Raw genomic sequence first — 12,487 nt, forward strand, 5'->3', positions numbered from 1 at the left:
GCCCGCGGCGCCGGCGGTCGCGGTACGCCGCCGGCGCCCGCCCCGAGTCCGTGGCGGAGCCGGTTGTACCGCTGGGACATGAAGGCGGCGCCGTACGCGTTCATCTCCCCCTTCTTCATCATCTTCGGGGCCTTCGGCCTCATCCCGCTGCTGTACACGGCCTGGTACTCGCTGCACAACGTGCAGTTGTCGGCGCTGGACCACAAGACGTGGGCGGGGCTGGACAACTACCAGAACCTGCTGTCCTCGGACTTCTTCTGGAACGCCCTGAAGAACACCTTCACCATCGGTCTGATCTCCACCGTGCCGCAGTTGCTGATGGCGATCGGGATCGCGCATCTGCTCAACTACCGGCTGCGCGGCTCGACCGTGTGGCGGGTCGTGATGCTCACCCCGTACGCCACCTCGGTGGCCGCGGCGACCCTCGTCTTCACGCTGCTGTACTCGTGGGACGGCGGAATGGTCAACTGGCTGCTGCACTTCGTCGGGGTGAACCCGGTCAACTGGCGTGAATCGACCTGGGGTTCGCAGTTCGCGGTGTCGTCGATCGTGATCTGGCGCTGGACGGGTTACAACGCGCTGATCTATCTGGCGGCGATGCAGGCGATCCCGGCCGACCTGTACGAGTCGGCGGCGATCGACGGCGCGAACCGCTGGCAGCAGTTCCGCCATGTGACGATCCCTCAACTGCGCCCGACGATCCTCTTCACGGTGGTCGTCTCCACCATCGGCGCGACCCAACTCTTCGGCGAGCCCCTGCTGTTCGGCGGGGTCAGCGGTTCGAAGGGCGGCTCCGAGCACCAGTACCAGACGCTCGGTCTGTACATGTACGACCAGGGCTGGATCATCGGCAACCTCGGCAAGGCGTCCGCGATCGCCTGGTCGATGTTCCTGATCCTGCTGATCGTCGCCGCGATCAACCTGCTGTTCACCCGACGGCTGAGGAAGTCCCAATGACCACAAGTGAATTGACACTCCCTCAGGATCAGGCACCGGCCAGGGCGGCACGCGGACCGCGCCGCCGGGTGATGGGCGCGGGCAAGCAGATGCACGCGGGCCCGCTGACCTACGTCGTCCTGGTCGTCTTCGCGCTGGTCTCGCTGGCCCCGCTGGTGTGGACGGCGATCGCGGCCTCGCGCACCAACCAGCGGCTCGCTCAGACCCCGCCGCCGCTGTGGTTCGGCGGGAACCTGTTCAAGAACCTCCAGACGGCCTGGGACCAGGCCGGCATGGGCACCGCGATGTTCAACTCCACGGTCGTCGCGGGCAGCATCACCATCGGCACCGTGCTGTTCTCCACCCTGGCGGGCTTCGCCTTCGCCAAGCTGAAGTTCCGCTTCTCCAGCACGCTGCTCCTGCTGACCATCGGCACGATGATGATCCCGCCCCAACTGGCCGTCGTACCGCTGTACTTGTGGATGTCGGACCTGCACTGGTCCAACCATCTCCAGACGGTGATCCTGCCGACCCTGGTCAGCGCCTTCGGTACGTTCTTCATGCGCCAGTACCTGGTCCAGGCGCTGCCCACCGAGCTGATCGAGGCGGCGCGGGTGGACGGCGCGAGCAGTCTGCGGGTCGTCTGGCACGTGGTCTTCCCGGCCGCGCGCCCGGCCATGGCGGTCCTCGGCCTCCTCACCTTCGTGATGGCCTGGAACGACTTCCTCTGGCCGATCATCGCCCTCAACCAGCAGAACCCCACGGTCCAGGTCGCCCTGAACTCCCTCGGCACCGGCTACATCCCCGACCAGTCGGTGATCATGGCGGGCGCGCTGCTGGGCACGCTGCCCCTGCTGATCGCCTTCCTCCTGTTCGGCAAGCAGATCGTGGGGGGAATCATGCAGGGCGCGGTAAAGGGCTGACGCCCGACGCGGGGCCGGGCACAACAGGCTCGGCCCCCCTCCCCCCTCCGCCTACTCATTGGTCTCCACGACCCTTTATGGGAGCGCTTCCATGCCTGAGCCCGTGACCCCCGTGACCTTTCCTCCCGCCTTCCTCTGGGGCGCCGCGACCTCCGCGTACCAGATCGAGGGGGCGGTGCGGGAGGACGGTCGTACGCCCTCGATCTGGGACACCTTCAGTCATACGCCGGGCCGTACGGCCGGTGGCGAGCACGGTGACATCGCTGTCGACCACTACCACCGCTACCGCGACGACGTGGCGATGATGGCGGACCTGGGGCTGGGCGCGTACCGCTTCTCGGTCTCCTGGTCGCGGGTGCAGCCGACCGGCCGGGGCCCGGCGGTCCAGGTCGGCCTGGACTTCTACCGCCGCCTGGTGGACGAGCTGCTGGCGGTCGGCATCAAGCCGGCGCTCACCCTCTACCACTGGGACCTGCCCCAGGAGTTGGAGGACGCGGGCGGCTGGCCGGAGCGCGACACGGCGTACCGCTTCGCCGAGTACGCGCAGATCGTGGGCGAGGCGCTGGGCGACCGCGTGGAGCAGTGGATCACGCTCAACGAGCCGTGGTGCAGCGCGTTCCTGGGCTACGGCTCGGGGGTGCACGCGCCGGGCCGTACGGACGCGGCGGCATCGCTGAAGGCCGCCCATCACCTCAACCTGGCGCACGGGCTGGCCACTTCGGCGCTGCGCGCCGCGATGCCGGCCCGCAACTCGATCGCGGTGAGCCTCAACTCGTCGGTGGTCAGGCCCGCTTCGCAGTCACCGGCGGACCTGGCGGCGGCGAGGAAGATCGACGACCTGGCCAACGGGGTGTTCCACGGTCCGATGCTGCACGGGTCGTATCCGCAGTCGCTGCTCGACGCGACGAGGTCGGTCACGGACTGGTCGTACGTCCTGGACGGCGACCTGACGCTCATTCACCAGCCGCTGGACGCGCTGGGGTTGAACTACTACACCCCCACCCTGGTGGAGGCGACCGAGGCGGCCCCGGCGGGCAGCCCGCGCGCCGACGGGCACGGCCTGAGCGCGTACTCCCCCTGGCCGGGCGCGGACGACGTGGCGTTCCTCCAGACCCCCGGCGAGCGCACGGAGATGGGCTGGACGATCGACCCGACGGGCCTCTACGACCTGATCATGCGGTACGTCCGCGAGGCACCGGGCCTGCCCCTGTACGTCACGGAGAACGGCGCGGCCTACGACGACAAGCCCGACCCCGAGGGCAACGTCCACGACCCCGAGCGGATCGCCTATCTCCACGGCCATCTGTCGGCGGTACGGCGGGCGATCACGGACGGGGCGGACGTACGCGGCTACTACCTGTGGTCCCTGATGGACAACTTCGAGTGGGCGTACGGCTACGAGAAGCGGTTCGGGGCGGTGTACGTGGACTACGCGACGCTGGCACGCACGCCGAAGTCGAGCGCGCGGTGGTACGGCGAGGCGGCTCGGACGGGGGCACTCCCGACGGCGGGGGACGCCTGACCGACGGGGGCACCGGGGGACGGGGCGCGGCACGCCTAGGGGACGTGCCGCGCCTCGCGCGTTGCCCCCTTGACCTCGGGACATCTCCCACCCTTGCCAAGCTCTAAATAAAATGATTCATTCACCAGGCAAGTGAATGAGAGCATGCCAAGGGCGAGGAGATGTCCGTGATACCCGTGACGGTCACCTTGGGCCGGGAGCCGATCACCGTCGAGCAGTTCGTCGCGGTCGCCCGGCACGGCGCGCGGGTCGAGTTCGACGCGACGTACGTCGACCGGGTGCGCAAGTCCCGCGCGCTGGTCGAGCGCTTCCTGGCGGAGAACCGACTGGTGTACGGGGTCACGACCGGCTTCGGCAACAACGTCACGGAGGTCATCGCCCCGGCGGACGCGGAGCGCCTGCAGCGCAACATCGTGCGCTCGCACGCCGTGTCGGTCGGCGAACCGCTCCCCACGGAGATCGTCCGCGCCATCGCCCTCATGGAACTGGTCGGCCTCGGCGAGGGCTACTCCGGCATCCGCTTCGAGACCCTGGAACTGATCCGGCGGATGCTCAACGCCGGGGTCACTCCGCATGTGCCCGGCGAGGGTTCCGTGGGCTACCTGGCCCCCGAGGCGCACATGGCGCTCGTACTCCTGGGAGAGGGCCGGGCGTCGTACGGTGGCGAACTCCTGCCCGGCGCCGAGGCGTTGGCCCGCATCGGTAAGCAGCCGACCCGGCTCGCCGCCAAGGAAGGCCTGTCGCTCACCAACGGCACGCACTCGGTGACCGCGATCGCCGTCCTGGCCGCCCATGACGCCGGCGTCGCGGCGACCACCGCCGACATCGCCGCGAGCCTGTCGGTGCAGGCGCTCAAGGGCACGATCCGCGCCTACGACGCCCGGCTCCAGGAACGGAAGCGGCACCCCGAGCAGGCGGCGGTCGCCGAGAACCTACGACGACTGACGGAGTCCAGCGAGATCAGCGCGGAGTTCCTGGACCACCGCCTCCAGGACAGCCTGTCCCTCCGCGCCGTCCCGCAGATCCACGGCGGAGCGAAGCGGGCGCTCGCGCAGGCCCGGGAGGTCATCGTCGAGGAACTGCACTCCGTGGGCGACAACCCGGTCATCCACCCCGAGGGCGAGGACGGGGTGGCACTGAGCGGGGCGAACTGCGACAGCACGTACGTCGGCATCCAGGCCGACACCATGGTGAACGCGATGACGGTCCTGGCCAAGACCTCCGAACGCCGCACCGACCGCCTGGTCAACAGCAACTTCAGCGAGCTGCCGGCCTTCCTGGTCCGCGAACCGGGTCTGAACAGCGGCTACATGATCGCCCAGTACACGGCCGCCGGCCTGACCATGGAGTTGCGCGGCATGGCGGTACCGGCATCGGCGGACAACGTCACCACCTCGGCCAACCAGGAGGACACGGTCAGCAACGCGTACCTGGCGGCGCTGAAGGCGTATCGGGCGGCGCGGAAGCTCGGTTACGTCGTGGCGATCGAGCTGATGTGCGCGGCACAGGCACTGGATCTGCTGGCGCCGCTGGCGCCTTCGCCGGCTGCGGAGGCGGTGCGGGGGAGGATTCGGGAGGTGGTGCCGACGGTTGATGAGGACCGGGTCTTCCATGCCGACATCGAGCACATGGTCGAGCTGGTGCGGAGTGGGGAGGCGGTGCGGGTGGTCGAGAACGTGATCGGTCCGCTGCACCGCTGAGGGCGTTCGCCGCATTCACAGCCACCCCTCAGACCCCCTCCAGCCACCCCTCAGCCCCACCACGTCTGATCTCCCTGTACGGGGTGATTCGATCCCGGCGCAGACGGGAGGACGTCATGTTTTTCATCGTGTTGGTGCTGCTGGCCCTGATCGTCGGCGGAGCGGTCGCCTTCGGTAAGAGGCAGGCGGCGGGCGGGAGTTCGCGGTTCGGGACCGGTTACGGCCCCGGGCTCGCTTCGCAGAGTTACGACGCCGATGCCGATGCCGGTGCCGAAGCGACCCGGTGGGTGGAGCGACTCGGGGGGAGCCTGTCCACGTTGGACGCGGGTGGCAACACGGCCGCGCGGCAGGCGCTCGCCGATGCCGCCGAGCGGCACCGGGCGGCCGAGGGGCAGCTCGCCACCGCCTACTCCCCCATGCAGTACGGACTGGTGACCCAGACCGCCATCGAGGGGCTGCATCACATCCGGACCGCCCGCGGCGCGCTCGGGCTGGACCCGGGGCCCGCGTTGCCGGAGCAGGGTGCCGGTGGGCAGGTCACCGTCGGTGGGCAGACGTACACCGCCTCCGCGCGGCCCGGCACCGGCACGCCGTACTACTACCCCGGCGGGGTCGTCAACGGCCTTTCCATGCCCGGGGGTTGGTACAGCACACCGTGGTGGAAGACCGCCCTCGTCGCCGGTGCCGCCGGTGTCGGTGGGATGTTGCTCGCGGACGCGCTGTTCGACGGGTTCCACCATCACGGGCCGCCGCACGGTGGGATGTTCGGGGGCTTCGGCGGGCCCGGGCCGTTCTGAGTCAGTCGAGTCGGCGCGGCTCCCGGACCACCGCCACTCCGCCCGGCGGGACGCTCACCGAGCCGCCCAACTCCCGCTCGCCGGTCAGGAGTTCGACCGCTCCGGCCGCGACCGGCACCTCCGCACCCCGCCCTCCGTGGTCTATGAGGAACAGGTAGTCCGCGTCCGTCCCGCGTCGCACCACCGCCTCCACTCCCTCCGGCGTCACCCGCACCGGCTCCACGCCCGCCTCCGCGCGAATGCGGTCCAGGAGGGCTCCGAGCGTCGCCGGGTCGGGGCGCGTGGCCACGTACCAGGCCGTGCCGGTGCCGTGCGTGTTGCGGGTTATCGCCGGGACGCCGGCCAACGGGCCCTCCGTGTACGACGTGATCGGCTCGGCGCCCGCCAGCGCGACCCGCTCCGACCACAGGGAAGCCGTGCCCCCGTCGCTCAAGCCGAGCGACTCGCCCGGCAGCAACGGGAACAACTCGTCCGTCCGTATGCCCAGTGCCCCGCGGAACGCGCCGGGGTAACCGCCCAGCCGTACATGGCAGTTCTCGTCCACCGCCCCGCTGTGGAAGCCGACGACCAACGTGCCGCCGGACGCGGCGAAGCCGGTCAGGTTGGCCGCGCCCGTGTCGTCCACCAGGTAGAGACTCGGCGCCAACACCAGGCGGTAGGGGGACAGGTCCGCGTCGGGGCGTACGAAGTCCACCGCCACGCCGGAGCGCCACAACGGCTCGTACCAGGAGCGGACTTGGTCCAGGTAGCGGAGCTCCTCGCTCGGCTGGGAGGGGAGTTCCAGGGCCCAGCGGGCGTTCCAGTCCCAGACGACGGCCACCGAGGCCGTGCCGGTGCTGCCCTCAATCTCCGCCAACGACCTCAGATCGGCGCCCAGTTGGACCACGTCCCGCCAGATGGCGCTGTCCGTGCCCGCGTGCGGGAGCATCGCCGAGTGCCACTGTTCGGCGCCCGCCTTCGCCGCGCGCCACTGGAAGTAGGCGATGCCGTCCGCGCCGTGGGCCACGTGGGCGAGCGCGTTGCGACGCAACTCGCCTGCCGTTTTCGCCCTGTTGACGGGCTGCCAGTTCACCGCGCCCGTCGAGTGCTCCATCAGCAGCCACGGTCGGCCGCCGGCGAGGGAGCGGACCAGGTCGCCGCTCATCGCGATGTCGATCTCCGACTCGGGGTCCGTGGAGCGGAGGTAGTGGTCGTTCGACACCACGTCCAACTCCGGTGCCCAGCGCCAGTAGTCGAGCGCGTCGAAGTTGAACATCACCATGAAGTTGGTGGTGGCGGGGATCGCCGGGGCGGCCTCCCGCAGCACCTCCCGCTCCGCCGTGTACAGGGACAGCAACTCGTCGCTGCAGAAGCGGCGCCAGTCCAGTTGGTGGGTCGGGTTGGGGACCGCGCCGGTCGCACGGGGCGGCAGGACCTCGTTCCAGTCGTAGTACCACTGGCTCCAGAAGGTCGTGCCCCAGGCGGTGTTGAGGGCCGGCAGGCTGTCTCCGTACCGAGCGCGCAGCCAGCGCCGGAAGGCCTCCGCGCTCTCGTCGCAGTAGCAGGCCGGGTTGTGGCAGCCGTACTCGTTGTGGATGTGCCACATCGCCACCGCCGGGTGTTCGGCGTACCGGCGTGCCAGCTCGCCGGCCATCCGCAGAGCGGCCGCACGGTAGGCGGGGCTCGACGGGCAGAACGTCTGGCGGCTGCCGTACGACAGTCTTCGGCCGTCCCGGTCGACCGGCAGGGCCTCCGGGTGCGCGCGGAAGAACCACGCCGGGGGTGCGGCCGACGGAGTCGCCAAGTCGGCGGCTATGCCGTTGTGTTGGAGCAGGTCCAGGACGCGGTCCAGGAGGGTGAAGTCGTAGACGCCCTCGGCCGGTTCCAGCAGGGCCCAGGAGAAGATGCCGATGCTGACCATCGTCACCCCGGCCTCGCGCATCAGGCGCATGTCCTCGACCCAGACCTCCTCGGGCCACTGCTCGGGGTTGTAGTCGCCGCCGTATGCAATGGTCATCGCTCAACTCCCATCAGGAGGCGGCGCGTTGTCGTCACGCCCCACTGGTCGAGGGAGAGCAGCCGGTCGCTGGAGGCCATCAGGCCGCCGGTCGCCTCGACATGGGCCGCCCAGCGTTCCCTGGTCTCCACCGCGGGGCGGGCCATCAGGCAGTCGGGGTCGTTGACCCAGAGGCGGCCGTGCTGCCACTGGCGGGCCGCGCCGGTGAACTCCGCGGGATCCTGGCCGGGTTGGGAGTAGTCGTCGGCCTCGGGGCGGCGGTGCGGTGCCGTGTCGGGGCTGACCCGCATCGCGTCGAACAGGCCGATGGAAGGGAGGATCGGCGCGCCGCAGCCCAGCAGATAGGCGTCCTCGCCGATCGCTTCGCGGATCAGCGCGATGCCGGTCCGGTAGGCCTCGACGGCGTCGACTTCCTTGTGCCGTAGGCCGTCCAGGGCGCCCGCGTACAGGAAGTCGGTCTTGAAGTAGTCGTAGCCCTCGGCGCGCAGGGTGGCGAACACGTTGGTCAGGTATGCCGCCGCGCCCGGGTGGGTGGTGTCCAGGACGCACAGGTCGTGGCCCCAGTTGCGACCCGCGTGCGCGAACCCGCCCTCCGCGTCGCGCACCAGCCAGTCCGGGTGGTCGGCGGCGAGGTCGCTCGCGGGGTCGACCAGGAAGGGCGCCGTCCAGATGCCCGCCCTGCGGCCGCGGGCGCGGATCGCGTCGGCGATCGCGGCCCGGGAGCGGAAGCGGCCGGACAACGTGAGCCAGTCGCCCAGCGCCTTCTGGTAGCCGTCGTCGATCTGGACGACGTCGATCGGGAGGTCGAGGGTGTCCATCGCGCGCAGGTTCTCGTGGATGTCGTCCTCGGTGACGACGGTGAAGTACTCGTACCAGGAGCACCAGACCGTCGGCGCCGGGCGGGGGGCCGTGACGCCGAGGCCGTCGGCCCAGTCGCCCAGCACCGTCTGGATGCCGGTGCCCGTCAGCTCCTTCACCGGGCCGTCCGCGGCGACCTCCGCCACCCCGTCCCGTACCACCAGCCGGATCGAGGGGACCGGTCCGGTGGGGTCGACCGCCGCCCACAGGCGGGCCGGTGAGCCGTCGCCCGGGTCGAGGGCGAGCAGACCCTCGCCCTGGAAGACGCCGGCCGGGACGGTGGCGCCGGGGCGGTAGCACACCGTCGCCCAGTTGGCGTCGGTCGGCCGGTGCGGCCGGGCGCCGAGGGCGTAGGCGCCGCTCGGGCTCCAGGACTGCCAGCCCTCCTCGTGGACCCGGGCGGTGCGCGGGTCCACGGGGACGGAGACGAGCGGGGTGAAGGGGTGGTCGTACACGGTGGTTCTCTTTCGACAGAAGGGCGCGACGGGCGGGCCGTCAGCCCTTGTTGGCGCCCAGCGTGAGACCGCTGACGAACTGGCGCTGGAGCGCGAAGTACACGATCAGGGTCGGGATCGCGGTGAGCAGGGCGCCGGCGGCGACCAGGTTGGGGTCGGTGAAGTACTGGCCGGAGAGGTTGTTCAGGGCCGAGGTGATCGGCATGTTCTCGCCGGTCGAGATCAGCACGATCGCCCAGAAGAAATCGTTGTAGATCCAGATCGAGAGCAGGGTGGCCAGGGCCGCCATCGCGGGCTTGCACAGGGGCAGCACGATCTGCCAGTACTGGCGCCAGACGGACGCGCCGTCCACCAGGGCCGCCTCGGTCAGCTCGTGCGGCAGCATCCGCATGTAGTTGCTGAGCACGAAGGCGCAGAAGCCGGACTGGAACGCCACATGGATGAGGACCAGGCCGAGCGCGGAGTCGTAGAGCTTGCCGCTCATCGTGATGCCGGGCAGGTCGATCAGCAGGTACATGCGGTACAGCGGGGTGATGATGACCTGCTGCGGCAGCAGGTTGCCGGCCGTGAACACCAGCAGCAGGAAGATGTTGAGCCGGAAGTCGAAGCGGCTGACGTAGAACGCGACCATCGACGACAACAGCAGCGTGAGCAGCACGGCTGGGACCGCGATGATCAGTGTGTTGACGAAGTAGTGGATCATGTCGGACTGCTGGAACGCGTTGGTGAAGTTGGCGAAGCTCAGCTTGTCCGGCCAGGAGACGTACCCCTTGTTGCTGGTCTCCGAGTACGGGCGCAGGGCCGCGTAGACCGCCCACAGCAGCGGGGCGAGCCAGGCCAGCGAGGTGACGACGAGGAACGTGTGCAGCAGGACCCGGGCCGGGCGCAGCGGGGTGCGCTGCTTCACGCCGAGCGCGGCGGTGGGGGTGGTCATGCGCGCCGCTCCTTCCGGAAGGTCGCGATCAGGTACGGAATGATGACCGCGAGGGAGATGACCAGCAGGACGACGGCGATGGCCGATCCGTAACCGATCCGGCTGGACTCGCCGATGATGTTGTTGGTGATCAGGATCGACAGCAACTCGGTGCCCTGGGCGCCCTTGTTGAAGACGAAGACCAGGTCGAAGGCGCGCAGCGACTCGATGATGGTGACGACCAGGACGACCGTGTTGGTGGGGCGCAGCGTCGGGAAGATGACGTTCTTGAACGTCTGCCACTCGTTCGCGCCGTCCAGTGCGGAGGCCTCCCGCAGGGACGGGTCGACGCCCTTGAGGCCGGCCAGGTAAAGGATCATCATGTAGCCGGCGTGCCGCCAGGAGGCGGCGATCAGGACGGCCCACAGGTTGAGCTTGGGGTCGCCGATCCAGTCGATGTAGTGGCCCGGCTTGTTGGCGCCGATGAGGCTGTTGATCAGGCCGGTGTCGGGGTTGTAGATCAACTGCCAGACGAATCCGGTGACCGCCAGCGACATGACGACCGGCAGGAAGAACGCGGTCTGGTAGACGCGGCTGAAGCGGATCTTCTTGTCCAGCTGGACGGCCAGGAACAGGCCGAAGGGGGTCGGCAGCAGGATGAGCACGACGAACCAGATGACGTTGTGCTCAAGTGCGGGCCAGAACTGCGGGTTGTCGGTGAACAGCTGGCGGAAGTTGTCCAGCCCCACCCACTTGATCGTGTCGAAGCCGATGCCGTCCCAGCTGGTGAAGGCCAGGGCGATCGAGGCGAGGGCGGTGACCCATACGAGGGCCACGTGCAGGACCGTCGGAACGCCCGCCATGAGGGCGAGCGTGATGCGGTCACGGCGGGTCAGCAGGCGCTTGGCGCCCTGCGGGACCCGCTTCTTCTCAGGCGCGGGGCCCGGAGGCAGGACGGCGTCCGCCTCCGGGCTCGTCGTAGTCGTCTCGGAGATCATGAGGAGGCGAAGATCGTCTTCTTCTGGCGCTCGATCGAGGACAGCAGGCTGTCGACGCCCTTGGGGTTCTGGAGGAACTTCTGCAGTCCGGGCTGCATCACCGTCGAGGTGAAGTCCGGACGGGAGTCGCGGTCCATGAACTGGGTGAGGCTCTTGGCGGCGCCGATCATGTCGAACGCCTTCTTCTGCAGCGGCGAGTACGCGGCGGTGGAGGCCTTGTTGGAGGCGGCCACCACACTCGGGTCGCCCTTGAGGTAGAGCTCCTCGGCGGCCGGGCTGCCCAGGTACTCCAAGAGCTTGACGACACCGGCGTGGTTCTTGGGGGACTTGGAGACCATGAAGCCGTCGGTGGGCGCCTCGACGGTGTCCTGGCCGTACGCGGAGTTGATCTCCGGGAAGGCGAAGAAGTCGAGGTCGTCGAGGTCGGCCTTGTTGGTGAACTGCTGTGCCACGAAGGAGCCGAGGAGGTACATGCCGGACTTCTTCGACACGATGCCCTGGGCGGCGTCCTGCCAGGTGCGGCCCATGAAGCCGTCCTGGTGGTACGGGAGCAGCTCGGCCCAGTGGTCGAAGACGGCCTTGACCTTGGCGTCGGTCCATGACTCGGTGCCCGCCATCAGCGCCTTGTGGAAGTCGTAGCCGTTGAGGCGGAAGTTGATCTGGTCGAAGGTGCCCATCGCCGGCCAGGCGTCCTTGTCGCCGAAGGCGATCGGGACCAGCCCGTCCTTCTTCATCTGCTTGCAGAGGGCGACCAGCTGGTCCCAGGTGGTGGGGACGGAGTAGCCCTTCGCCGCGAAGAGGCTCTTGCGGTAGAAGATCGCCCACGGGTACGTGGTCATCGGCACGAAGTAGTACTTACCGTCCGCGCCCTTGCTGAGCTTCTTCATCGCGTCGGGGAAGTTGGCCCCGATCTTCTCCCACACGTCGTCGATCGGGGAGGCCAGGTTCTTGGCCGCGAAGAACTGCATGCGATAGCCCGCGAACCACTTGAACACGTCGTCCGGGGTGCCCTGCAGATACGAGTTGATCTGCTCCTGGAAGGTGTTGTGGTCCTTCGTGTTCACCTTGACGGTGAGGGCGGACTGCTTCTTGAAGTCCGCGTACACGGCCGCGTACGCCTTCTTCGGCACGGCGTCCGAGTCGTTGGAGCCGACGGTGACGGTCTTGGTGTCGGACGAACTGCCGCTGCTGCCACAGGCGGACAGCAGGGGTATGCCGGCTCCGAGGACGGCGGCGCCGCCTATCCCGCGCAGGACTGAGCGGCGGCTGGCGGCGGGGAGAGAGAAGTCGGGCATGAACGGCTCCTGAGGGACGGGGTTCGGCCGGAATGCGCCACGCCCCAGGTCGTCGTAACCGACCAGAAACCAACGCGACCAAACACGGTGGCGT

10 protein-coding genes are annotated in these 12,487 nt (G+C 69.1%); 5 read left to right on the plus strand and 5 right to left on the minus strand.

The genetic code is table 11. The features are described from left to right. From ABZT04_RS35695 to ABZT04_RS35715, 5 genes are all read left to right on the plus strand, one after another. The coding region (locus tag ABZT04_RS35695) for a sugar ABC transporter permease (protein WP_356061835.1) at positions 1 to 957 on the plus strand (957 nt) is incomplete at its 5' end. Beyond that, positions 954 to 1,859 carry a carbohydrate ABC transporter permease gene (locus tag ABZT04_RS35700; RefSeq protein ID WP_356061839.1) on the plus strand — a complete coding sequence of 302 codons (906 nt, stop codon included), beginning with the start codon at positions 954 to 956 and terminating at the stop codon, positions 1,857 to 1,859. The genes ABZT04_RS35695 and ABZT04_RS35700, both read left to right, overlap by 4 nt. Before the next feature lie 91 nt (positions 1,860 to 1,950). After that, positions 1,951 to 3,381 (plus strand): GH1 family beta-glucosidase, encoded by a 1,431-nt coding sequence (locus ABZT04_RS35705; RefSeq protein WP_356061842.1) that lies wholly within the window; start codon positions 1,951 to 1,953, stop codon positions 3,379 to 3,381. 161 nt (positions 3,382 to 3,542) lie between these two features. After that, a complete protein-coding gene (locus ABZT04_RS35710) occupies positions 3,543 to 5,081 on the plus strand; it encodes a histidine ammonia-lyase (RefSeq protein WP_356061845.1) in 1,539 nt (512 codons plus the stop codon). A gap of 116 nt (positions 5,082 to 5,197) precedes the next feature. Beyond that, entirely contained in the window at positions 5,198 to 5,878 is a 681-nt protein-coding gene (locus ABZT04_RS35715) for a hypothetical protein (protein ID WP_356061848.1), read from the plus strand. Between the two features lies 1 nt (position 5,879). Here ABZT04_RS35715 and ABZT04_RS35720 read toward each other — a convergent pair whose 3' ends face one another. The 5 genes from ABZT04_RS35720 to ABZT04_RS35740 are packed head-to-tail and all read right to left on the minus strand — an operon-like array spanning position 5,880 to position 12,393. Beyond that, a complete protein-coding gene (locus ABZT04_RS35720; protein ID WP_356061851.1) occupies positions 5,880 to 7,874 on the minus strand; it encodes a beta-galactosidase in 1,995 nt (664 codons plus the stop codon). Then, positions 7,871 to 9,187: a glycoside hydrolase family 36 protein gene (locus tag ABZT04_RS35725; RefSeq protein ID WP_356061854.1), complete on the minus strand. Its 1,317-nt coding sequence runs from the start codon at positions 9,185 to 9,187 to the stop codon at positions 7,871 to 7,873. The genes ABZT04_RS35720 and ABZT04_RS35725 overlap by 4 nt, the downstream gene beginning before the upstream one ends. A 40-nt stretch (positions 9,188 to 9,227) precedes the next feature. Continuing rightward, a complete protein-coding gene (locus ABZT04_RS35730; RefSeq protein WP_356061856.1) occupies positions 9,228 to 10,121 on the minus strand; it encodes a carbohydrate ABC transporter permease in 894 nt (297 codons plus the stop codon). Further along, a complete protein-coding gene (locus ABZT04_RS35735) occupies positions 10,118 to 11,098 on the minus strand; it encodes a sugar ABC transporter permease (protein WP_356061859.1) in 981 nt (326 codons plus the stop codon). The genes ABZT04_RS35730 and ABZT04_RS35735 overlap by 4 nt, the downstream gene beginning before the upstream one ends. Beyond that, on the minus strand, positions 11,095 to 12,393 hold the full coding sequence (locus tag ABZT04_RS35740) for a carbohydrate ABC transporter substrate-binding protein (protein WP_356061862.1): 1,299 nt from the start codon (positions 12,391 to 12,393) through the stop codon (positions 11,095 to 11,097). Before ABZT04_RS35740 ends, ABZT04_RS35735 begins: the two co-directional genes overlap by 4 nt. Positions 12,394 to 12,487 lie beyond the last annotated feature (94 nt).

The sequence above is a fragment of the Streptomyces sp. NPDC005492 genome (genome assembly GCF_040605995.1).
GTDB lineage: Bacteria > Actinomycetota > Actinomycetes > Streptomycetales > Streptomycetaceae > Streptomyces.

Coding starts and splice junctions, on each gene's coding strand:
- ABZT04_RS35700 (WP_356061839.1), top strand. CDS start 954: ATGACCACAAGTGAATTGACACTCCCTCAGGATCAGGCACCGGCCAGG.
- ABZT04_RS35705 (WP_356061842.1), top strand. CDS start 1,951: ATGCCTGAGCCCGTGACCCCCGTGACCTTTCCTCCCGCCTTCCTCTGG.
- ABZT04_RS35710 (WP_356061845.1), top strand. CDS start 3,543: ATGTCCGTGATACCCGTGACGGTCACCTTGGGCCGGGAGCCGATCACC.
- ABZT04_RS35715 (WP_356061848.1), top strand. CDS start 5,198: ATGTTTTTCATCGTGTTGGTGCTGCTGGCCCTGATCGTCGGCGGAGCG.
- ABZT04_RS35720 (WP_356061851.1), bottom strand. CDS start 7,874: ATGACCATTGCATACGGCGGCGACTACAACCCCGAGCAGTGGCCCGAG.
- ABZT04_RS35730 (WP_356061856.1), bottom strand. CDS start 10,121: ATGACCACCCCCACCGCCGCGCTCGGCGTGAAGCAGCGCACCCCGCTG.
- ABZT04_RS35735 (WP_356061859.1), bottom strand. CDS start 11,098: ATGATCTCCGAGACGACTACGACGAGCCCGGAGGCGGACGCCGTCCTG.
- ABZT04_RS35740 (WP_356061862.1), bottom strand. CDS start 12,393: ATGCCCGACTTCTCTCTCCCCGCCGCCAGCCGCCGCTCAGTCCTGCGC.